This is a genomic window from Niastella soli (assembly GCF_017742245.1).
Taxonomy (GTDB): Bacteria; Bacteroidota; Bacteroidia; order Chitinophagales; family Chitinophagaceae; genus Niastella; species Niastella soli.
On the sequence record NZ_JAGHKO010000001.1, the window covers coordinates 2,166,099 to 2,188,229 of the forward strand.

Genomic DNA, 22,131 nt, shown 5'->3' on the forward strand with positions numbered 1-22,131 from the left:
TACTGTATTTTTGGAGAAAGGGTTGGTACAAGAAAAGATAGCCGTTTTACACTGGTGTTACGGATCGTATTTTTACATCTGCACCTTTGTGCCAAATGCCAGATCGCCTGCATCTCCAAGTCCCGGAACAATGTATCCTTTAGCGGTCAGTTCCTCATCAATTGCTGCGCACCAGATCTTCACATTCGGTTCACTGCGTTGCACATATTCAATGCCTACTGTACAGGCAATAGCGGCCACCACGTGTATTTCGCGTGGGTGTCCTTCTTCCCGTAAATATTGAATAGTTTTTACCAGGGAAGAACCCGTGGCCAACATGGGATCTGAAATGATCACCACGCGGTTTTCAAGCTCAGGACAGGAAATATAATCCAGGCTGATCTCGAAACTGCCATCCAGATTGTGTTTGCGGTAGGCGGAAATAAACGCGTTATCAGCCTTGTCGAAATAATTCAGCAAACCCTGGTGCAGGGGTAACCCGGCCCGTAAAATGGTCGCGAGTACTGGTTGTTCTTTCAGCACCTTGGTGGGCGCAATACCCAGTGGCGTTTGTACTTCCTTTTCTTCATATGCCAGGTGGCGGCTTATTTCATAAGCGGCTATTTCACCAATACGTTCCAGATTACGCCGGAACCGCATGCGATCCGTCTGGATTTGAACATCCCGGATCTCGCTGATCCAGTCGCAAACCAGGGAACATTCATTGCTGAGGTTAATAACCATTTAGAAGAGTTTTGGATTTTGAGTGACGATATATGAAATTTGACGGGCAAATCTATTCTAAAATATTCTTTTTTAATACCAGAAATCTACCAAACGCTATGATATATCGGGCAATTGGCTTAATGAGTGGAAGTTCACTCGACGGACTGGACATCGCTTTTATTGAATTCCACGAAAGTAAGGGAGTGTGGGAGTATGAAATAAAAGCGGCTGATTGCTATCCTTACGGGGAAGAATGGGTTCAGAAGCTGCGGGGAGCCATTCAGCTTAACGCATTGGATTATCAGTTGTTGCATACCGAATACGGGCATTATATCGGGGAGCAGGTAAATGCGTTCATCGAGCGTCATAACCTGCAGTACCAGGTACAACTGATCGCCTCTCACGGTCATACTACCTTTCATGCGCCTGCCAAAAAAATGACCGGTCAGCTGGGGGATGGCGCGGCCATAGCCGCCGTTACCGGTATTAACGTGGTGAGTGACCTTCGCGCCATGGATATTGCCTTAGGCGGACAGGGTGCACCTATAGTGCCGATAGGGGAAAAATTGCTCCTGGGCAATTACACGTTTTTCCTGAACCTGGGCGGAATTGCCAATATTTCCTACAACCATCCCGATCAATACCTTGCTTTTGATGTTTGTCCGGCCAACCGGGTGCTGAATATGCTGGCGCACGATGAAGGAAAAACCTATGATGATGGCGGTCAGCTGGCTGCCTCGGGAAACTTGCATCCCAACCTGCTGAAATTACTGAATGAACTGGATTATTACCGCTTGCCCTATCCCAAATCACTGGCCAATGATTTTGGCACTGATGTGGTTTACCCATTGTTGAAAAGCAGTGGTATTCCCACGGCTGATGCATTGCGTACCATGGTGGAACATATTGCGGAACAAACAGCGGCAACCATTCAAACACTGTTGAGCAACCACAAACTGGAAACCACCAGCTACCAACTCCTGGCTACAGGTGGGGGTGCTCATAATACTTTCCTGCTCGAACGTTTGCAAACGGCATTACAACCCCTGGGTGTGGAAATAGTGACTACAGATAAGAATTTGATCGATTTTAAAGAGGCGCTCATTATGGCCCTGATAGGCGTGCTGCGCTGGCGCGAAGAGAACAATGTGCTGGCCTCAGTTACCGGTGCATCCCGCAGTAGCATCGGCGGAGCTGTTTGGATTGGCCAGGAAGCGTAAGTCGTGAATCGGCAGTCGGCAATCGGCAATGAGTTCGCGAATTTTGAGCCTCACTTAATCGTCAAACGTCAAACGTCAAATAAGACCAGGCATCTCACTGCGTTCGATGTACAGTCCCTTCGCTCCGCTCAGGGCTGGTAATCGGCAATCGTGAATCGGCAATGAGTTCGCGAGTTCCGGATCTCCGGATCGAACGCAGTGAGAGGCGCTGGATACATTCGGCGGACCTGAGCGCAGCGAAGGACCGTCTGCCGTCTGCCGTCTGCCGTCTGCCGTCTGCCGTCTGCCGTCTGCCGTCTGCCGTCTGCCGTCTGCCGTCTGCCGTCTGCCGTCTGCCGTCTGCCGTCTGCCGTCTGCCGTCTGCCGAAGTGAGGCCCGAATACCGTGAACTTTTTCATGTTTCACGTTTGACGTTTGACGTTTCACGATATGTACCCTGAAAACTGTAACTTGTAACAGTATAAAGAACCTTATCATGAAACAGCTTCTTATTATATCCTTACATCTTCTGTTACTGACGGCGGCAACGGCTCAAACGGCTTCCCGCGAAAAAAAATACTTTAAACTATTACAGCAAACCTTCAACGAGCAACAGGCATACAAAACCGTATGGTTTGTTGAACAACGCTGGCGCCTGGCCGGCAACAGCGGTTTCAATGAAAGCATTTACGAGGTAGAAAAAATACTGCAACAAGCCGGTTATACAAAAGAGACCAGTGGGGAAGCAACGGCAACGCTTACCTACCGCATTGAAAAGCGCCCCATGAAACACGTAACCTGGGAGCCCGTTGATGCCAGTTTATTTATTGTTGGCGAAAAAGAACCGATCCTGCAGTTCAGGACTAACCGAAATATGATTGCCATGTATTCGGCATCAACACCGACAGCAGGTGAAACGGCCGAACTGGTGTACATTGGTAAAGGCAGCCCCCAGGAACTGGATGGGAAAGACCTGAGAGGAAAAATTGTAATGGCCGACGGCGATATTGGCGGCGTGTACAGCAATGCCCTAAAGAACGGGGCCATCGGGGCGCTGGCTTATTCCATGCCTTCATATAACCAACCAGCAAAATATACCAACTCCATTCAGTTCGAGGGCATCGGGTATACAGATTCCCTGCACCAGAAGTGGGGGCTGCTGTTATCCTATGCGGCAAAGGAAAAATTGAAAGCGGCGCTGGCAAAAGGACCCACTTCGGTAAAAGTGGTTGTTAACACAAAGATCTATGCGTCGGAAGAGTTGACGATAGTGGCCAATGTACGGGGCAGAACAAGACCCGATGAGCGGTTTGTATTCAGTGCCCATGTACAGGAGCCTGGCGCCAATGACAATGCATCCGGGGTAGGTACGCTGGCTGAAATGGCGCGTACCACGGCTGTACTGGTGCAGAAAGGAAAAGTAACCCCGCGCCGCACCATTACGTTTATTTGGGGCGATGAAATTGTTTCAACCCGTCGTTATATCCAGGATGATTCAATAAGGGCCAGGGGCATTAAATGGGGATTGAGCCTCGATATGGTTGGAGAAGACATTCAAAAGACCGGTGGCACCTTCCTGATCGAAAAAATGCCCGACCCATCGGCTATATGGACACGTGGGAACGAAAAACATACGGAGTGGGGTGGTGGCCAGTTAACTGAATCAGCTATGTTCCCACATTACTTCAACGACCTGCTGCTGAACCGGTGTCTGAATGAAGCAGCCAATACAGGCTGGGTGGTACGCACCAACCCATTTGAAGGTGGCAGCGATCATACTCCTTTTCTGAATGCCCGGATCCCCGGGTTGCTGATGTGGCATTTTACCGATGCTTTTTATCATACCGATGCCGACAGGCTCGATATGGTGTCACCTGCAGAAATGAAACATGTAGGCAAAAGTGCATTGGCCACTGCTTTTCTGCTCACTACAGCCAATGATAAAACAGCCGCGGCGCTTATCAGTGAAATTACCCGTAATGGGTTGCAACGGTTACAAACCGAATATGAATTAAGCAAGAAAGCCATTCAGACCGGTAATGAAAAAGAAAAGGAACAGCATATCCTGGAAGTGTGGAGCGACTGGTATGTAAAAGCGTTGGCTACTGCGATTGACATAACGGCTGAGGATACTGGCACATCAGTTAAACAGGCCATCGAAAAGGGGCAACAACAGATTAAGCAGCAAACGGCTTTTTATATTGAGCGGTTGTGATTATGTTTATGACTTAAATTAATGAAATGCCTCTAAATCCTCCTATGAAAGCAATAGTGGCGCTTTTATTCGTACTACTTCCATGCTGTGTATTGGCTCAAAAAAAACAATCCAGGCATCCGGTCAATGCTATTCAACTGGATGCCGGACCTACTTTCGCATGTGCGTTGGTTAACGGACAATTGTGGTATTGGGGACTTACAGGTTTCAGTAATCTTTCCCGCCCTACCAAACTAGTTCCCGAAAAAAAGATTAAATCTGTTTCCTGCTGCCTTGATGATTTAATAGCGCTGGATGAAAATGGTGTAATATGGGGATGGGGGTATGCAATCTCTCACTTGAAGCCCATGGATTCGAAAGAAGATTACCAATCTCCAACTCAACTCTTTGATAGCATTCGATGGGCCAGGATCGATTTTGCATATAATTATTTTGCCGGCATTAAGAAGGATGGTACACTTTGGTTAGCGGGCGAAGACAAATGCCTTTTGGCTAGCGATAATTCCTTAAAACTAATACAGCTGGGGAAGGGACAAACCTGGATCGATGTTGGATTAGGGAATGTTCATGGCGGCGCCCTGAATGATAAACAGGTATTATGGACCTGGGGACGTAATTCAACTGGCCAGTTGGGCATTGGTATAATGAAAAGGACCGATCGTATTATTGATTGTTATCCTTTGCAACCAGTAGCAACTGGCATTACCTGGAAGATGGTTGACATTGAAAATTCCAATTCTGTTGCTATTAGTAAAGATGGCTCATTATGGTTTTGGGGCGACAGTGCTTACAGTCTTTGGGAACCGAAGCCTGTACTGGCGCCTACGAAAATCGGTGGCAATGCAAAATGGATCAGCGCCAGCACCGCCCGGTATCATACCCTGGCAGTGCAGGAAGACGGATCGCTTTGGGCTATGGGGAAAAATGCGCACGGCGAACTGGGAGATGGTACTACAAACAGTCGAAATAAACTGGTACGCATTGGCAACGGTAATGACTGGGTTCAGGTGAAAGCCGGCTTATACAGCTTCAGTCTGGCGGTGAAAAAGGATGGCACCATCTGGGCCTGGGGTAATAATGAGTGTGGACAGTTAGGAGATAGCATGACAACGGACAGACACGTTCCGCAACGGGTTTATTTAAAATAAAAGTCACTTAAATAAAAAGCATCCCGGTTTCCCGGGATGCTTTCTAAAAACACTTATTAAAAGTTAAATGCTGGACGACTTTGATTACTTCAGTTTGTTTACAACTGTTTCTTCAACGTAAGTGTGGTTTCTGTTGATGGTGTACACTTCAGTTGAGTTGTATTTTTTTGATCTGATGCTTACATTCAGCGCAGTATCACCAAATTCTTCAGTTTTCAACATGAATTTCTTGCTGATGTTAGCGCCTTTGAACTGGTTAGTATACAGTACGTTTCCTGCTTCGTCACGGAAAGTCACAGTGATCTCATCTTCTTCTGTATTGGTCAGGTCTAACTGAAATACAGGCTGATTCTCCAGGTTTCCGATGAACTTCAGTTCAGTTATATGTTTGTTTTTGCCTCCGTCGTTTGCGAGTGCTACAGTTGAAAATCCTAAGGTTAAAGCGATTAATGCGATACCCAAATTCCTCATTGCCTTTTTCATAATTGTAAAGTTTAAATATGTTATTGATTCGTTTACTACGTTGTGATGAAGCTACAATCGCGTAATATGGTATTTACAATCGCGGGAGGCAGACAATGCGTAGACTTGGCGGAGTTTGCAACGTGTTTTTACCAGAGTTACACCCTTTGGTGTGGTTTGTTGCGTTTCGTAATGCAAACATACAACCGATCGGGTGGCCCTGAAAATCAACATAAGGCTGTTCATAGCATGGGTAAGCCCGCTGCTAAAGAGTGAAACCCGCTGTGGTAGCGGGTTTCAATATGCGAAGGCCATGATGCCCAACCGTAATTCACGTGATTTTTTCCTTTTTTCTTCCGGGTCCTAATTTTCCGGTTTCGGGCAGCAATGACCCACATACCTGCCTGTAAATGAGCTACATCAATGTTGAATATAAATATTTTAAATGCCCAACACCGTTTTCAGCCTTGTATAGCCTGTTTTACTAACCGGTACCTGGGCGCCGGTTTTTAATTGGGCCAGGTAACTTTCTTTTTCATAAGGGTCAATGCGGGTAACCAATTGCACATTAACCATAAACGACCGGTGAGTGCGTACAAACTGTTGCGGGTTCAGTACCTTTTCAAAATGCCCCATGGTTTTATTTTTCAAAAAGGAACCTTCCTTTGTATGGATCTTTACATAATCATCAGCCGCTTCCAGGTAATGCACTTCATCAATAGGAATGATCTTTATTTTATTGCCGGTCTTAACCACAATACGCTGGTTTTGCTGTGGGCCTTGCGCAGCTGTTTCCAGCAGGTCGCGGGTATTGTTAGCGGTCACAGCGGAATCACGTTCTGTTAACCGTTCTATGGCTTTATCAAAACGTTCCTGGCTAAAGGGTTTTAACAGGTAATCTACTGCATGGCTTTCAAAGGCTTTTATCGCATATTCATCAAAGGCGGTGGCAAAGATCACAGCCGGTGGTTGTTCAACCAGTTCAAGCATTTCAAACCCATTGATCTTGGGCATTTGAATATCCAGGAAGATCACATCCGGTTGGTGCTGCATAATTGCCTTGATGCCTTCAAAGCCATCGCTGCATTCCTGCATCACCGTAATGGAAGGATGCTGTAACAGGTATTCTTTTACAACCATACGGGCCAGCGGTTCATCATCTACAATAATGGCTTTTTTCATGTGTAGGTCTATTCTGTTTTTCTAATAATTATTACAAAGTTCGTGATCAGCTACGATGGCTGTGGAATTTTTATAACAGTGGTAAACTGGTTATTCTTATGCCGGGTGCTCAGCAGATCGTTCCGGGCAAATAATAAATATAACCGGCGTTGCACAGAGCTTAATCCAAAACCTGTTCCCTGTTTGGGTGATGACGTTTCAGGGTCAAAGGGGTTATCTATGGTAACTACCAGGTAATTATTTTCCTGGGTAGCTGCTATACTTATGGTTACCGTTTCAGTAGTATCGTATAACCCGAACTTGATGGCATTTTCAACCAGGGGTTGTAATACCATGCTGGGCAATTGCAGTTTGTCGCAGGTTTCGCTGTGAACGGTAGTGTTCAACCGGTGACCAAAACGTACTTTTTCAATATCCAGGTACAATTGCAAATGTTGTAGTTCATCTTCAAGGCTTATCCACTGGTTATCTTCTTTCTTCAGGGTGCCCCGCAAAAAGTCTGACAACTGTTGTATCATTTTACGCGCCTGGGCCGGTTGTATGGTTATCAGGGCGCTGATTGAATTCAGGCTGTTGAATAAAAAATGAGGTTGTAACTGTTGACGCAGTTTATACAACTCCGCCTCACGGGCCAGTTTCTCCGCATCTGTTTTGCGATGCTCACTGTCTTTTTGTTCTTCCAGGGTGTAGAACAACTCACTGATCAGGGCCATGCATAAAGTAATAAGCAGGGCAATGTCAAAACGTATAGGCATAAACCTGTCAAGGAATTCCAGGTATGCTTTTTCATCGGGATAAATGTTCCCCATCACATATTTAACCATCACACTCCATAACCACGCTTTAAAGGCACAAACGATGATGAAATAAATATACTTTCCCTTCTTTGGCCGGTAATACCGGAGGTTATTTATGATAAGGATCGTGGCTGCCGATAATAATAAATTGCTCACCAGACTGTCCATAGCAGCTATGCGCCAGGATAATCCCCAATCCTGCAAAATCTTAGCCTGCATCAGCGACCAGGTAACCCAGGCAGCAGCAAAGATGATCTTGTTCTTAAATGTACCAAGTGGTGATAGAGCCACGTAGATTAAAGTTGGTTTGTTGTTAAGATACTAGAATAACTGTAAATACTTGTGCGTATTGGCGGCTTTAATATGAGCGGCCTTTTTATTGACCAGGTCTATATAAGACCCGGCATTATCGGTTTCCTGTATGCGTGAATACAATTCAGCACCATCTATAAGGGCCGATATTTTATACAGCTCACATACATTCACAAACTGCCAGGTTACCAGCTTTTGTTGTTGGTTCAGGAACATTTCCTGTTCCTGTTCGCCAATGGCTTTTGCTTTTTCAAATGCCTCGTTTTCGTCAGCAGCCTGTACCAGTCGTAACTGCTCGTCAAATTGGGCGGTGTGATCACCTTCTCCACACACGATTTGGTATACTATTTTTGCCAGAAACCAGTTCATATCATAGATTTTTAATGGTTGGTAGGAATAAGTTGTATTAATAGCTTTTGATTTCAAGTCCGCCGAAGAAAGTAGTGCCGTTCAGGATCACTATTTTATTCTCGTCATAGCTGGGCTGGGGTGGGCGTTTATCTTCAATGCCGCCAAAAATGGCTATCATTTCAGAACGTATTTGCCAGTGGGGTGGTATTATAAGTTTGGCGCCGCTGAATATTTGGGTCATCTCAATCGTGATGGCTCCATTGAAATCGGCCTGAGATAAATTTATTTCTACACCGCCAAAGATGGACACCACATCGCCTCCCTTGAAATTTTTAGAATACACCCGCTTTTTTATATTTCCAAAAACGGTCACTGCTTCCACCCAGTTGTCAATGCCGCCCTGGGAGCCGGAGTTATTGGGGGTGGTGGTATTTTCGGGGTTTGGGTTTTCAGTTATTGGGTTGTTTTGAAAATTTTCTGCTTGTGGGGTATTTTGCCAGCCCTGGTTATGGGCCCAGTTTTTCCATTCAGTCCTGCGCCAATCCTTTTTTTCCGCCCAATTCCGCCATTCGTCATTGCCCCAACCTTCTTTTTCCTTCATTTCTTTGAATTTTTCCCAGCGATCGTGCCACATGCGGTGGCGGCGGGGGGCCAGAATGATAATAAAGCCTAATACTATGATCAAAACGGGCCAAACAAACATATAAATGCTCATGTTGGGCCAGATCTTTTGCAGCAGGAATACGGTACCTACACCTGAAATTACTACCCAACCCGGATCGCGGAAGGCATTACCGGCACCGGCCAGTAAACCAAATCCAATGATCAGCATAGGCCAGGTAAACATCCATTCAGGAAATGGCACCCCAAAAGCTCTTGCCAGTAATAAAGAACCCACACACATTAACAGCAGGCCAGCCAGCACACTTCCGCTTCTTTTGCGTTTTCTAAGGAATGCCTTTCTGTTTTCTCTTCTAAAGGCTTTCCGCTGGTCTCTGAGTGATTTATCGCGCATCGATTAATAATTTTACTCAAAACTAGCTCGCAAAGCCTCCCCCGGCAAGCGCAAGCCGCCAGGCGGAATGCATAAGTCGGTAAAACCGGAGAAATTACCGGTAAAAAAGGAAAGGTGATGGGCAATGGGCAGTAGGCAATGGGAGAGTTGACCAGTTGACAGCCTGCCCCGACGTGTCGGGGAGGAATAAGTTGATAGGGTTGATAAGGGAAGGCAGAAGGCAATGGGCAATGGGTGAAAGGCAGGAGGCAAGAGGGTTGAGTATTGAGAATTGCGGATTGCGGATTGCCGATTCATGGCCCTGGGCGCAGCGAAGGCGCTATTACATCGAACGCAGTGAGATGTACGGGTTCTATTTCACGTTTCCCGTTTCACGATTCGAAACTCGCACCCCCACCGTCCGAACGGATTCATCCGGGCGGTCATTGCCGACTTCCTGTTGAGCCGCAGGCGATATAGCTGTATTTACCACTGCCGTTTGCCGATTCACGGCCCTGAGCGCAGCGAATGGCTGGATTTCACGTTTCCCGTTTCCCGTTTCCCGTCTCACGACCGCCAATTGCCTTATTAAGCTCATTAATACTTCTAGACAGCTTGCTTCTGATCCGGCTAAGCGTTTCCAGGGTCATACCCAGGTAGGAAGCAATGAATTTCAGGGGGACCCGGTTCAGCAGGTCGCTTTTAGTAGCTATAAAATGTTTGTATTTGGAAGTGGCTTCCATCAGGCGGGCAATAAAGGCTCTTTCTTCTGCATCACGATAATATTTCTCCAGAATTTTTCTGCCCACAATATTAGCCTCGGGAAAATTATCATATAAATATTGTAGATCATCAAAGCTGAGGGTCGATAATTCGCAATCTTCCAGTGCCTGAATATTTTCGCGTGCGGGTTGCTGTAAGCCAAAACTGGTAATGCAGGTGGCCAGCTCCTGTTCGCCCGAGATCCAGGTGGTGATCTCTTTTTTGTCTTCTTTTATAAAACTGCGCAAAACGCCTTTGCGGATGAGGTATACATTTTTGCATACATTACCAGCAGAAACCAGCATTTCACCTTTATTCAATTGGCTGGCAAAGGCTTTTTGATTGATAAATGCCTGGGCTTCGGTACTAACCGGATGTATGTTCTTTACGTATAGTGTGAAAGGGGACTCGGGAATTCCGTTTTTAGATAACCATTGTTCCACCCCTTGCGAGTTTACTGTTGTTGTCTGCATCACTAAGGTTTTAGGTTCCATAATTTCAAGCACGGCTTAAACCTTTTTAGCTTCAGAGGAAGGGCGCAGGTAATAGTAAATGGTCAGTAGTACTAAGATATAAAGAATATTTTAGTAAAATGCCAATTATATGTGAAGTCGCATAATGCACCCATTGTCAGGGCTCTATCAGCGTGAACGCATCGCCGTCAAACAGTCCCAGGTCGCTTAATTTCAAATGAGGTATTACCAGCAATGCCATAAATGAGAGCGTCATAAAGGGTGCGGAAAGGGTAGATCCCAGCGTTTTGGCCATGGCGTCAATAGTGGTATAGGCGCGGGCCACTTCATACCCATCTGCAGCGCTCATAAGCCCCGCAACTGGCAAAGGCAATACCTGTACACCCTCCTGGCTCACACAACTTATGCCGCCTTGTTGCGCTATGACGGCATTTACTGCCTGGCACAGACTCTCATCATCAACGCCTATCGCTACTATATTGTGGCTGTCGTGGGCTACGGAAGAGGCTATAGCTCCTGTCTTTAACCCTGTATTTTTTATAAATGCCCGGGCTACTACAGCATCCTTATACCGGTTCACCACCGCAATTTTTAGGATATCCCTTTCCGTATCGCTCACCAGTTGGCCGTTAAGTGTTTTGGATGGTAGCAGGAGCCTGTTGGTGATCAGTTGTCCATCCAGCGCTTCAATGACCGGGATATTGGTTTCGCCCTTCCAGGGCATTTGGAAATCGGCCGCTTTCTTGGGGCTGCAATTGAAGTTATTGATATTGGTAGACGTTTGCGAGGCAATGTTCGACACACCGTTTTCTGCTACCAGTTCCCCATTGATAAAGGTTTGCAGCACATTAAATGCCTGCAGATCGCTGGTAACAATAAAATCAGCAGCATCCCCTACGCGCAGTAACCCAACAGGGAGATTATAATGTAAAACAGGATTTACACAGGCAGCCTGTAATACTTTGAACAGATCGATGCCTTTAGCAACTGCGCGGGCGCACAATTGGTTAATGTGCCCCGCTACCAGGCTGTCGGGGTGTTTGTCATCGCTGCCGAACATAATGTCCAGTGGGTAATCGTTAAGCAGATCGATCAGGGCTTCAAAGTTGCGGGCGGCGCTGCCTTCACGAATGATGATGCGCATGCCATAGGTTAATTTGTCCAGGGCCTCTTCGCGGGTAAAACATTCGTGATCGGTGCTGATGATCACGTTGCCTGGTTCACCGGCTTCAATATACAGGCGGGCCTGGTCGCCACGCAAACCAGGGGCGTGCCCATCGATGGGTTTTCCTGCACGGCGGGCGGCCCATATTTTATCCATTACCACCGGGTCGTTGTATAGCACCCCGGGAAAATTCATCATTTCACTTAGGTAGTGTATTTCTTCTTTTTGTAACAGTGCGGCAACTTCGGCAGTATCGAGGGTAGCGCCGGCTGTTTCAAAAGTGGTGGCCGGTACACAACTGGGTGCGCCAAAGAAAAATTTAAAGGGTACCGTTTTGCCATTGTCGATCATGTATTCAACACCCTTCATCCCACACACATTGGCAATTTCATGCGGATCACTGATCGTGGCTACCGTACCATGTACAACAGCCAGTCGCGCAAACTGACGCGGCACCAACATGGAACTTTCAATATGTACATGACTGTCAATAAAACCGGGCAATATGTAGTGCTGTGCGCTGACTTCATCGCCAACCGGCGTTATACTTTCTATTTTACCGTTAACTACGGTTATAGCAGCGGTATATATCCTTTTTTGCCAGGGATCTACTAATTGGCCTTTTATGGTGAATTGCATAATTGTTATAGTAGGATGAATTTAAATATAAAGAAGGGAAGTAAGATGTTTGAAGTAAGAAATGGTCCTATTTTTTACTTCTGTCTTCCCAGGATGCAATATTAAATTAAAAAATATAGGGGGTGTTGTGATATTTTAACTATTCACACTACTAATTTCAATATACATTCACCAACCAAATGTTAACTAAAATGAGATCTTTTAAAATTGCATTGTTAGCAGCCGGCATGCTTGCTGTTGCATCCGTAAAGGCGCAAACCGTAGATGAAATAGTAAATAAACACCTGGATGCGATGGGTGGCAAGGAAAAGCTGGGTTCTTTAAAAAGCGTCTATACCGAATACAATTTGAATATGAATGGACATGATGCTTCTGGCGCTACCTGGGTGGTAAATGGAAAAGCCTGCAGAAATGAAATAAATTTTGGCGGGCAAAAGATCGTTCAATGTTTTGCTCCCAACAGTGCCTGGGCAATTAACCCCTTTATGGGCCAAACCACGCCTACGGCTATGAGTGCCGATGAAGTAAAAGCAGGTCAATCGCAATTTGATCTCACAGGTCCATTTTACAATTATGCTGCCAAAGGCAATACGATTGAGCTGTTAGGAAAGGAAACTGTGGATGGTAAAGAGGCTTTCAAACTCAGCGTAAAGATCAAAGAGGGTGGCCGGGAATATACCTCCTGGATTGATGCTACAACCGGATATCTTGTAAAGGAAGTCATAAAATCCAGCATTAACGGGATGGATGTGGAAACCACCATGAAGCCTTCAGACTACAAAAAAACGGAGAACGGTTATGTGATGCCTTTAAATATGGAGTTTAATATCTCTACGGGGCTGCACATGGTTATAACAAATACAAAGGTCGAGGTGAATAAAGAAATAGAAGCAAGCCTGTTCGAGATGCCAAAGCAATAGCATTAACTTTTTGTTAGCACACATATTATTGCCCCGATCTCGGCTCAGCCGAGATCGGGGCAATTTTTTTTATAGCAGCCTAAGTTTGTTTATAACGGTTGTTTCTTTAATTTGATGCCTTAATCAGGTTTTATGGAAATTAGTAAAAGAAGAATTAGTCTGGCCATTTTATTGGTAGTTGCGGGAACGGTTCATGCCCAGCAGGTGATCGTAAATACGGTGGGTAAAGACCCGTTTGTTGGAAAAACCACAGAGGTGGTCTATAAGGCCAAGGAAGGTACCTGGACGTTCCAGGGGTTTAACAATGCCGTTATTAAGACAACGTACAAACCTGGCGATTATAACAAGACAGAACAAATATCAGATGCCGTTATTGCCAAACCGCCGGCTGTTGGTACTAAGGTAACCGTGGCTGTTTCGCAAACGGTGGAGTGGGATAACCTCACCAGTGTAGTAGTACAACGGGAGAAGTTTTATTATAAAACTGGAAAGGAAGTAAAAGTAAAATCAGCATCCTATTTTACCCAGGGCGATACCCGTGGGTTCCGTTTTCAGCTATTTGATAACGAACAGATCTTTGGTGGGGGCGAACGGGCGGTTGCAATGAACCGCCGGGGGCATCGCTTTAATTTATACAACAGTGCTTCTGCTGACTATGGATTGGGGGCAGAAAACCTGAACTTCTCAGTGCCCTTCTTTATTTCTTCTGCCGGGTATGCCCTGTTTTTTGATAATCCATCCAAAGGCTATATTGATATCGGGTTAACTGATAAAAATACCCTGGAAGCCGGTTTCTCCAGCGGTGAATTGACCTACTATGTGGTATTTGGAAAGAACCTTGATGAGATAATGGCCAATTACTGCTCCATTACCGGCCGCAAGCCTTTACCACCCCGTTGGGCGTTTGGCAATTTTGTTGCCCGTTCCGGATATCGCAGTGAAGAACAGGTAAAACAGGCCGTTGGTAAGATGAGGCAGGATAACTTCCCAATGGATGGACTGCTGTTCGACCAGTTCTGGTTTGGTGATAATACCAAAGGAACGCTGGGTAATATTGATTGGGTGAACCCACAGAAATGGCCCAACCCCAAGCAAATGCTCACTGATCTCAGAACAAAGGATAATTTGAAATCGATATTGATCACCGAGCCCTATATTTTACAGAACACGAAAACCTATGCCGAGGCTACGCCCTTTTTGGCAACCGGCCCCGATGGTAGTCCTATGATGGTGAATGATCTTTCTTATGGCACGGGCGGACTGTTGGATATTTTCCGCAAACCGGCGCAGGACTTTATTTGGAGGTCGTACAAAAAACAGATCACAAATGGCGTAAGCGGCTGGTGGCTAGATCTGACAGAACCGGAAAAACATCCTGCCGGTATGATGCACAACCTGAAAGATTATGGTGTTGTCCATTCTATGACCGCCGATGAAGTGCATAACGTATATGCACATTACTACAGCAAAATGTTCTTTGAAAAATATTCCGCTGATGTAAGTGACCAGCGTCTTTTCCTGTTAAGTCGCTCCGGGTTTGCCGGCAGCCAACGGTATGGGGTGTTACCCTGGTCAGGTGAGGTGGCGCGCAGCTGGGCCGGTTTAAAATCACAACCCAATGTATTATTGGGAATGAGCCTGAGTGGATTGCCTTATATCCATTCTGATGCCGGTGGTTTTGCTGCGGAAGGGGCCGATCCCGAATTGTATACCCGCTGGTTACAGTTTGCAGCCTTTACACCAGTGTTCCGTCCAGCTGGAACATCGTTGGAAGAACCCTATAAAAGCATTGTTCGGAATTATATAAAACTGCGTTACCAGTTGTTACCATACAACTATTCATTAAGCTACGATCAGGCCGCATGGGGAAAACCGTTGATGCGTCCTTTGTACTATTACAGTTTTGCCGATAGTGTTGCTTTAAAAGCTGATGAAGAATATTTATGGGGCGATAATTTGCTGGTAGCACCCATTACCAGCCAGGGAGCCACTGCCCGCATGTTGTATTTACCGGCAGGCAAATGGTACAGCCTGACTAACAATTCGGTTACAGATGGTGGTAAATTTATCAACCAGCCCGCTGATATAAAACAATTACCTGTGTTTGTACGGGAAGGTAGTTTTGTTCCTTTGTGGTTTTCAAAGGATACTATAAAGTCTACAGAAACATTTAACTCAAAAGACATTACAGTTCGCTATTATCCTTCTACCTATGCTTCAACCTACGTTTGGTACGATGACGATGGCAGCAGCGCCAGAACATTAGAGAAAGCCGATTACGAACTGGTGACCTTTAAAGGAGTAACTGCAGGTAATAAAGTAACGATCGATATCACTACCAATAACCCAAATCAGTATGGGAAGAAATTCAAACGCACATTCAAATTTGAATTACCGGTAGCTCTGGCTGGTCAGGCAACAGTTAATGGTAAACCTGTAGGTGCGGAGAGTTTTGGCAAGCAGCTCGATCCGTTTCAACAACTTTCTAATGAATTTCTAACAGTGGAATTCAATGGGAAGCCGGTTAAGGTGGAGATTACGTTGAAGTGAGTTGATCAGTTAGCCAGTTAATACAAATAATTAAAGGCATCTCGATAAGTCGGGATGCCTTTTTTTTATAGCGAAGGGCATCTGTTCGCGACACGCGCAGCATGGAGCGCTCATTGCCTTTACCATTGCCTTCTGCCGTTTGCTCTCGGCTGAGCCGAGACCTTCTGCCGTTTGCTCTCGGCTGAGCCGAGACCTTCTGCCGTTTGCTCTCGGCTGAGCCGAGACCGTCTGCCGTTTGCTCTCGGCTGAGCCGAGACCGTCTGCCGTTTGCCGTCTGCCGTCTGCTGTCTGCTGTCTGCCGTTTGCCGTTTCACATTTAAAAAGCGAGTCCCGAATTTCGCGAGCCTACTGCCTACTGCCTACTGCCCATTAAGAAACTGTGTAAAAAATTAATCTCACTAAAAGAGTTGATATTCAATAAGAGAAGCGATTGAGTTAATTACGTTACGTAGATATCCTATACAAATAAAATCATTTTGGCACGCGGCATGCTTTTGTAAGGGCGTAAATCCATCCCTTATGAAAAAGACGATCGTCTTTACACTTATTATGCAGTTAGTAATTTACCTGCTTATTTTTTTGATAGCATAATTTACTATCCTGTTATAAAGCGGTTTGGTCTTTGGGCCAGACCGCTTTTTATTTTTATCCGCCGTAGCCTTGCTTTACCCTCCGAATCCGCTGTAGGCGGAGAAGGTGGATTTTAATGCTTGTCTAACAGATCAGGCCGGCGGTCTTTGGTGCGTTGCAGGGATTGTTCGTAACGCCAGTCATCTACTTTTTTAGGATCACCGCTTAACAGGATGTCAGGTACTTTCCAGCCTCTGAAATCGGCCGGGCGGGTATATACGGGTGGGGCTAATAAATTGTCCTGGAAAGAGTCCATAAGGGCCGAGGTTTCATCGTTTAGCACGCCGGGCAATAAACGGCCAATGGCGTCCACTACAATGGCTGCAGCCAGTTCGCCGCCGCTAAGCACGTAATCGCCAATTGATATTTCGCGCGTAACAAAGTGTTCGCGTATACGCTCATCTATGCCTTTGTAGTGTCCGCAGATGATGATGAGGTTGCCTTTAAGCGACAGTTGATTGGCGATCGACTGGTTGAACCGTTCCCCATCGGGGGTCATAAAGATAATTTCATCGTATTGCCGGTCTTTCGAGAGGGTCTCGATGGCATTGGCCAGTGGTTCACACATCATTACCATACCGGCGCCGCCACCATATTGGTAGTCATCCACCTGCCCGTACTCATTAACGGCCCATTGGCGTAAATGATGCACCTGCACTTCCAACAGTCCTTTGTCACGGGCTCTTTTCATGATGGAATGCGAAAATGGGCTTTCGAGTAATTCGGGTAAAACGGTAATAATTTCAATACGCATGGTGCAAAGATACTATGGAGATGGCAATCGTGAAAGGCAAACGGCAGAAGGCAGACGGCAGAAGGCAGAAGGCAGACGGTCTCGGCTCAGCCGAGAGCAAACGGCAGACATCGACGCGGAAATCGGCAATTGAGTTGTCTGTGCCCGTCCGAACGCCAACCCTAAAAGAATTCATTCTGACGGGGATCATCCAGGTGCGAATTCCCGAATTTCCAGGACTTATGAAAAATAGCGAGTCCACTCACCACTCACTATTCTATTCCATATAATCATCCAGATCTCTTCTGTCTTTTTTGGTAGGCCTGCCAATTTTACTGAGGCGTTTACCAGTATGAAAGCTGGAGGCCTGGAATTGCAACCGTTCCAGTTCCTCAGCCGGGGTAATATCGATGTAATATTTGATGGCTTCGGCGTATTGTACGCGATTGTGCAATAAAGCGGCTACTTTAACACGCCAGCGGCGGGCTTCCGTTTTTACTTCGTATTCATCACCCACATGCACCTGCCGGGATGCTTTTACCTGGTCGCCATTGCATTTTACCTTACCACTATCGCACGCTGCTGCAGCCTGGGAGCGTGTTTTAAACAGGCGAATGGACCACAGGTATTTATCTATTCTAAGTTTTTCGTTTTTATCTGTATTGCTGCTCATGATTTCCTCTTTTTCAACTGTCTCAAAGATACGAAAAAGCAAAAAGGCAGAAAGCGGATCTTCTCTGCTGTCTGCCTTCTGCTCACGGCTGAGCCGAGACCGTCTGCCGTTCTAAGAAGCAAAATATTTATGGAAATAAGGGATCGTCTCTATTCCCTTATAAAAGTTCACCAGGTCGAATTTTTCATTGGGAGAATGCAGGTTATCGCTATCCAGCCCAAAACCCATGAACACAATTTTTACCCCCAGTTCTTTTTCCAGGATAGAACAAATGGGAATACTGCCACCGCCACGTACCGGAATTGGCTTTTTGCCAAAGGTTGTTTCAATGGCTTGTGCCGCCGCCTGGTATGCTTTTGAATTTATAGGTGTCATATAAGGTTCCCCACCATGCAGGTTATACGCTTCCACAGTAACACCAACCGGTGCTATTTTGCGGAAGTATTGTAATAGCATGTCTGTTATTTTTTCAGAGGACTGGTTAGGCACCAGACGAGCTGAAATTTTTGCAAAGGCTTTTGAAGGCAGTACGGTTTTAGCACCTTCACCGGTGTAACCGCCCCAAATGCCATTTAATTCAAGCGTTGGACGAATACCGGTACGCTCATTGGTTGTATATCCTTTTTCGCCCCACAGTTCTTTTACTCCCAGGTCATTTTTATATTCATTCTCATTATATGGGGCTTCGGCCATTAGTTTTCTTTCTTCGGGCGTTGAGGCTACCACATCATCATAAAAACCCGGAATGGTAATGTGATTATTTTCATCGTGGCAACTGGCGATCATTTTTGCCAGCATGGTGATAGGATTGCCTACTGCGCCACCGTACACACCACTGTGCAGGTCGCGGTTGGCACCGGTTACTTCTACCTGAATATAAGCCAGGCCGCGCACGCCAATGTCGATGGAAGGATTTTCCATGCTGATCATGGAACTGTCGCTGATAAGGATCACATCGCATTTCAGCAGTTCTTTATGAGCTGCTACAAAATCAGCGAGGTTGGGTGATCCCACTTCTTCTTCCCCTTCTATCAGGAACTTGATATTATTTTGAAGCGAGTTGGTTTTTGATAATATTTCCAGGGCTTTCACATGCATGTAAAACTGCCCTTTATCATCGGCAGATCCACGGGCGTAGATCCGGCCATCTTTGATCACGGGTTCAAACGGACCGCTGTGCCAAAGATCTAATGGGTCTGGTGGTTGCACATCATAGTGACCATATACCAGTACGGTAGGTTTGGAAGGATCAACGATCTTTTCGGCATATACAACCGGGTGGCCTGCCGTTTCGTAAACTTTGGCCGAAGCAGCGCCGGCTTCCAGTAACCGTTGTTGTACTTTTTCAGCACATTTTCTCATATCCTCCTTGTTGGCGCTGTTGGCGCTTATAGAAGGAATGCGTAACAATTCCAGTAGTTCATCCAGGAAGCGATCTTTGTTCTTCTCCTGGTAATCTTTCCAGCCTTGCATAATCATGAGTTTATTTGAGTAAATGTATTTGTAGAACGGAAAGCGAATATATGGTTTTTTACGGGGCCTTCCCCTTGTCAACCGGTCAACTGATCAACTTCCCTACAAACTATGCTTCTTATCCTTAAGTACATTCTCCAATGTCCATTCAATCTGTTTTTCAAAGGGGCGTTTGCGAACGGAGCAGTCAGCTTTGGTGCAAATGCTGCACGAAAAATCAAGACAGGGGTCAGTATGTACAAACAATTCAAATACGATCCCGAATTCCTTTTTTATAAGACTGCCCAGTTCTTCCACTTCTTTATGCGCTTCCACTACGTTCAGGTACCAGGGCACAGTAAGGTGACAATCGATGTGAAGCTGGCCGCCGTATTTTATAACGCGCAGGTTATGCAGATCGATCCAGTTGACGCGGCGGTTGGCATTGAGCACTGCCAGCATTTCCTGCAACAGTTCTTTATCGGCTTCATCCATGATGCCTGCCAGGGAGTGCCGCAGTATCTTGTAACCGGTAACTATAATTATAAATGCAAATACAATGGCGGTTACACTATCCAGCCAGTTGAGGTTGGTTAATCGTATTAATAGTAAACCCAGGATGATGCCCAGGGTAGAGTAGGTGTCTGACTGCAGGTGTTTACCACTGGCCACCAGTGCCAGGGAATTGTTTTTTTTACCAATGCGAATGCTGATAAGACCCACTATAAAATTGATCAGGGCAGTGAAGGCCACCAGTACAATACCACGGTCGAGTTGTTTAAGTTCGGTGGGATATATAAAATGAAGCACCGATTCGTAAATGATCACCAAACCGGCCACAATAATGAGTGTTCCTTCAACAGCGGCCGATAAAAATTCAGCCTTGCCATGTCCGTATGGATGGTTTTCATCACGCGGTTTTGCGGCCACGTATAAACTGTACAAGCCAATAAAACCGGCAATCACATTGACGGTGCTTTCCAGTGCATCTGTTAAAATGGCTACTGAGCGGGTTAGCCAAAATGCCGCTATTTTGATGATGAACAGCAGTACGGCCACTGTTACCACCCATTTCTGTATTCGAAGATTCTCCCTGCCAGCGTTCAATTACATGTAGTTTGCGCGAAGGTAGCAAGTTGGCGCCAATGGTCAATGGTGAATGATGAACCTTAATTGGTGAATAATTCGAATCTCGAGAGTCATGAATTAATTGGAACGCTCAAAATTCGAAATCCATTGCCGATTGCGATTCAGGATTGCCGACTGTCGACTGCCGATTCATCATTGCCGATCTTAACTCGCGGGCGCCGCTTGTTTTGCGGAAGCATTTTTCTTGGCTATCATTTTGCGTATGGCTCTGAACGCACGATAATAAAACTCTTTATTAAATAATTGTGAATCGTGAAGTGCTTTATAAATAAGGAACATGCCAATGGGCAACAACACGGCTGTGGCCAGCCACATTCCCGCTGCGGGTTGCAACACATCTTCCTTCACAAACTTTTTCCCAAAGTTGTTCAACAGGAAAAAGATCACAAAGAAGATCACCGCAAAAACCACCGGCGTTCCTATTCCTCCTTTGCGTACAATAGAACCAAGGGGCGCACCTATCAGGAACAATACCAATACGGCTATTGACATAGTGATCTTTTCATGGTAGGTCATCGATGTCATGCGCAACTCTTTTCTTTTGTTTTCATAATCCCAGGAAGGCCCTTCAATGGAATTTTTTACATATCCGGAATAGGCATTGGCTTGTTCCAGCACCGTTTGTTTTACGCCTGTAGGGGTAGGGTCGGTTGCATGTACCTTTAAACTATCGGGTAACAGGTCAAGAAACATTTTGGCGCCCTTTTTAACAGGTTGAGCTTTTACATCTACCCAACCGGTATCCACGTATTTGGAGAAATTCAGGTATCCGGCAAGCTCACGCTGGTCCCGTTCTTTGAATGCGTTCAGGCTTTTTTGCAGGGAGTCTACATTCTTGCTCAATTGCCGGGTGCTTAACATTTCATAGCGGTCCTTATAGGTACTGTCGTCAGTACGGTTCAGGGCCAGCGAACTAAGGTCCAGTACTTTTTTATATTCTTTAAAACCCAGGCGGATATAATCGGTGTTGTTACCGTAGCGGTTACCGCGTTCTTCATATCGCCAGCCATTATACAAGGTAAATTCCAGAAAACGCTTGTCGTTTGAAATGCGCATAATGCCTTTTTCCGCTGCTACGATATTATCCTGTGGGCCGGTGCTGTTCTCATAAATGACCACATTATGTAAAATGGAGTCATGTTCTTTTTTCGACACCTTGATGGCATAATCAGGAATAGTGGTATAGAACACCCCTTCTTTCAGATCGAAGGCTGGTTTTTTATTTACAAGATCGTAGTGCAGGGTTTTCATGCGCAGGTTGGCCACCGGAATAACATAGTTGTTGAAAAGGAATGCCATGCCGGAAAGCATAGCGGCCACTACCGTTAAGGGTAACATGAAACGCAACAGGCCAATACCGGCCGATTTTATGGCTACCAGCTCAAAGGTCTCACCCAGGTTACCGAAGGTCATGATAGAAGATAATAGAATAGCCAGGGGCAAAGCCAGGGGAACCAGCGTAGCGCTCAGGTAAAGAACCAGGCGAAGCATGGTAAAAGTATCAATACCCTTTCCTACAAAATCATCTATCCATAGCCAGAAGAATTGCAGGATCAACACGAACAGGGTGAGGAAAAAGGTTGCGATAAAAGGACCGAGGAAAGATCGCAAAACCAATAT

General features: G+C 45.8%; 18 protein-coding genes. 5 read left to right on the forward strand and 13 right to left on the reverse strand.

All coding sequences use genetic code 11. The features are described 5' to 3' along the window. Window positions 1-72: 72 nt before the first annotated feature. Entirely contained in the window at window positions 73-723 is a 651-nt protein-coding gene (gene upp / locus J7I42_RS09070) for a uracil phosphoribosyltransferase (protein WP_209138453.1), read from the reverse strand. Window positions 724-821: 98 nt separating this feature from the next. Between upp and J7I42_RS09075 the strand changes: the two genes are divergently transcribed. The 3 genes from J7I42_RS09075 (at window position 822) to J7I42_RS09085 (ending at window position 5,267) form a co-directional block, all read left to right on the forward strand. After that, the gene (locus tag J7I42_RS09075; protein WP_209138454.1) at window positions 822-1,925 is read left to right on the forward strand and encodes an anhydro-N-acetylmuramic acid kinase; all 1,104 of its coding nucleotides are present in this window, start codon (window positions 822-824) and stop codon (window positions 1,923-1,925) included. 475 nt (window positions 1,926-2,400) lie between these two features. Further along, window positions 2,401-4,119 carry a M28 family peptidase gene (locus J7I42_RS09080; protein ID WP_209138455.1) on the forward strand — a complete coding sequence of 573 codons (1,719 nt, stop codon included), beginning with the start codon at window positions 2,401-2,403 and terminating at the stop codon, window positions 4,117-4,119. A 44-nt stretch (window positions 4,120-4,163) separates the two neighbouring features. Beyond that, window positions 4,164-5,267, forward strand: coding sequence for an RCC1 domain-containing protein (locus J7I42_RS09085; protein WP_209138456.1), 1,104 nt, complete (start codon window positions 4,164-4,166; stop codon window positions 5,265-5,267). A gap of 84 nt (window positions 5,268-5,351) precedes the next feature. On the opposite strand, the gene J7I42_RS09090 is transcribed toward J7I42_RS09085, so the two are convergent. From J7I42_RS09090 to ade, 7 genes are all read right to left on the reverse strand, one after another. Beyond that, window positions 5,352-5,750, reverse strand: coding sequence for a hypothetical protein (locus tag J7I42_RS09090; protein WP_209138457.1), 399 nt, complete (start codon window positions 5,748-5,750; stop codon window positions 5,352-5,354). Window positions 5,751-6,170: 420 nt separating this feature from the next. Beyond that, a complete protein-coding gene (locus J7I42_RS09095) occupies window positions 6,171-6,911 on the reverse strand; it encodes a LytR/AlgR family response regulator transcription factor (protein WP_209138458.1) in 741 nt (246 codons plus the stop codon). 50 nt (window positions 6,912-6,961) lie between these two features. After that, a complete protein-coding gene (locus J7I42_RS35540) occupies window positions 6,962-7,999 on the reverse strand; it encodes a sensor histidine kinase (RefSeq protein WP_209138459.1) in 1,038 nt (345 codons plus the stop codon). Window positions 8,000-8,029: 30 nt separating this feature from the next. Beyond that, a complete protein-coding gene (locus tag J7I42_RS09105; protein ID WP_209138460.1) occupies window positions 8,030-8,389 on the reverse strand; it encodes a DUF4288 domain-containing protein in 360 nt (119 codons plus the stop codon). Between the two features lie 37 nt (window positions 8,390-8,426). Then, on the reverse strand, window positions 8,427-9,386 hold the full coding sequence (locus J7I42_RS09110; protein WP_209138461.1) for a LiaF transmembrane domain-containing protein: 960 nt from the start codon (window positions 9,384-9,386) through the stop codon (window positions 8,427-8,429). A 518-nt stretch (window positions 9,387-9,904) separates the two neighbouring features. Then, complete coding sequence (locus J7I42_RS09115; protein ID WP_209138462.1) at window positions 9,905-10,600, reverse strand: Crp/Fnr family transcriptional regulator; 696 nt, start codon at window positions 10,598-10,600, stop codon at window positions 9,905-9,907. Between the two features lie 157 nt (window positions 10,601-10,757). Further along, window positions 10,758-12,404 (reverse strand): adenine deaminase, encoded by a 1,647-nt coding sequence (ade, locus tag J7I42_RS09120; protein ID WP_209138463.1) that lies wholly within the window; start codon window positions 12,402-12,404, stop codon window positions 10,758-10,760. Window positions 12,405-12,595: 191 nt separating this feature from the next. Here ade and J7I42_RS09125 point away from each other — a divergent pair, with 191 nt between their 5' ends. Both J7I42_RS09125 and J7I42_RS09130 read left to right on the forward strand, forming a co-directional pair. Beyond that, window positions 12,596-13,324, forward strand: a complete 729-nt coding sequence (locus J7I42_RS09125) for a LolA-like protein (protein WP_209138464.1) — start codon at window positions 12,596-12,598, stop codon at window positions 13,322-13,324. Window positions 13,325-13,456: 132 nt separating this feature from the next. Then, complete coding sequence (locus J7I42_RS09130; RefSeq protein ID WP_209138465.1) at window positions 13,457-15,874, forward strand: TIM-barrel domain-containing protein; 2,418 nt, start codon at window positions 13,457-13,459, stop codon at window positions 15,872-15,874. Between the two features lie 703 nt (window positions 15,875-16,577). Here the strand turns inward: J7I42_RS09130 and trmD are convergent. The 5 genes from trmD to J7I42_RS09155 all read right to left on the reverse strand — a co-directional run bounded on the left by trmD (window position 16,578) and on the right by J7I42_RS09155 (window position 22,122). Further along, on the reverse strand, window positions 16,578-17,258 hold the full coding sequence (trmD, locus tag J7I42_RS09135) for a tRNA (guanosine(37)-N1)-methyltransferase TrmD (RefSeq protein WP_209138466.1): 681 nt from the start codon (window positions 17,256-17,258) through the stop codon (window positions 16,578-16,580). Window positions 17,259-17,514: 256 nt separating this feature from the next. Further along, entirely contained in the window at window positions 17,515-17,910 is a 396-nt protein-coding gene (locus tag J7I42_RS09140; protein ID WP_209138467.1) for an RNA-binding S4 domain-containing protein, read from the reverse strand. 111 nt (window positions 17,911-18,021) lie between these two features. Beyond that, window positions 18,022-19,383: a dipeptidase gene (locus tag J7I42_RS09145; protein WP_209138468.1), complete on the reverse strand. Its 1,362-nt coding sequence runs from the start codon at window positions 19,381-19,383 to the stop codon at window positions 18,022-18,024. A gap of 102 nt (window positions 19,384-19,485) precedes the next feature. Next, entirely contained in the window at window positions 19,486-20,469 is a 984-nt protein-coding gene (locus J7I42_RS09150; protein WP_209138469.1) for a cation diffusion facilitator family transporter, read from the reverse strand. A 186-nt stretch (window positions 20,470-20,655) separates the two neighbouring features. Then, window positions 20,656-22,122, reverse strand: coding sequence for an LptF/LptG family permease (locus J7I42_RS09155; protein ID WP_209138470.1), 1,467 nt, complete (start codon window positions 22,120-22,122; stop codon window positions 20,656-20,658). Between the last annotated feature and the right edge of the window lie 9 nt (window positions 22,123-22,131).

Bases quoted from the DNA above. Each gene is read 5' to 3' on its own strand.
- upp (WP_209138453.1), bottom strand. From the start codon at position 723: ATGGTTATTAACCTCAGCAATGAATGTTCCCTGGTTTGCGACTGGATC.
- J7I42_RS09075 (WP_209138454.1), top strand. From the start codon at position 822: ATGATATATCGGGCAATTGGCTTAATGAGTGGAAGTTCACTCGACGGA.
- J7I42_RS09080 (WP_209138455.1), top strand. From the start codon at position 2,401: ATGAAACAGCTTCTTATTATATCCTTACATCTTCTGTTACTGACGGCG.
- J7I42_RS09085 (WP_209138456.1), top strand. From the start codon at position 4,164: ATGAAAGCAATAGTGGCGCTTTTATTCGTACTACTTCCATGCTGTGTA.
- J7I42_RS09090 (WP_209138457.1), bottom strand. From the start codon at position 5,750: ATGAAAAAGGCAATGAGGAATTTGGGTATCGCATTAATCGCTTTAACC.
- J7I42_RS09095 (WP_209138458.1), bottom strand. From the start codon at position 6,911: ATGAAAAAAGCCATTATTGTAGATGATGAACCGCTGGCCCGTATGGTT.
- J7I42_RS09105 (WP_209138460.1), bottom strand. From the start codon at position 8,389: ATGAACTGGTTTCTGGCAAAAATAGTATACCAAATCGTGTGTGGAGAA.
- J7I42_RS09110 (WP_209138461.1), bottom strand. From the start codon at position 9,386: ATGCGCGATAAATCACTCAGAGACCAGCGGAAAGCCTTTAGAAGAGAA.
- J7I42_RS09115 (WP_209138462.1), bottom strand. From the start codon at position 10,600: ATGCAGACAACAACAGTAAACTCGCAAGGGGTGGAACAATGGTTATCT.
- ade (WP_209138463.1), bottom strand. From the start codon at position 12,404: ATGCAATTCACCATAAAAGGCCAATTAGTAGATCCCTGGCAAAAAAGG.
- J7I42_RS09125 (WP_209138464.1), top strand. From the start codon at position 12,596: ATGAGATCTTTTAAAATTGCATTGTTAGCAGCCGGCATGCTTGCTGTT.
- J7I42_RS09130 (WP_209138465.1), top strand. From the start codon at position 13,457: ATGGAAATTAGTAAAAGAAGAATTAGTCTGGCCATTTTATTGGTAGTT.
- trmD (WP_209138466.1), bottom strand. From the start codon at position 17,258: ATGCGTATTGAAATTATTACCGTTTTACCCGAATTACTCGAAAGCCCA.
- J7I42_RS09140 (WP_209138467.1), bottom strand. From the start codon at position 17,910: ATGAGCAGCAATACAGATAAAAACGAAAAACTTAGAATAGATAAATAC.
- J7I42_RS09145 (WP_209138468.1), bottom strand. From the start codon at position 19,383: ATGCAAGGCTGGAAAGATTACCAGGAGAAGAACAAAGATCGCTTCCTG.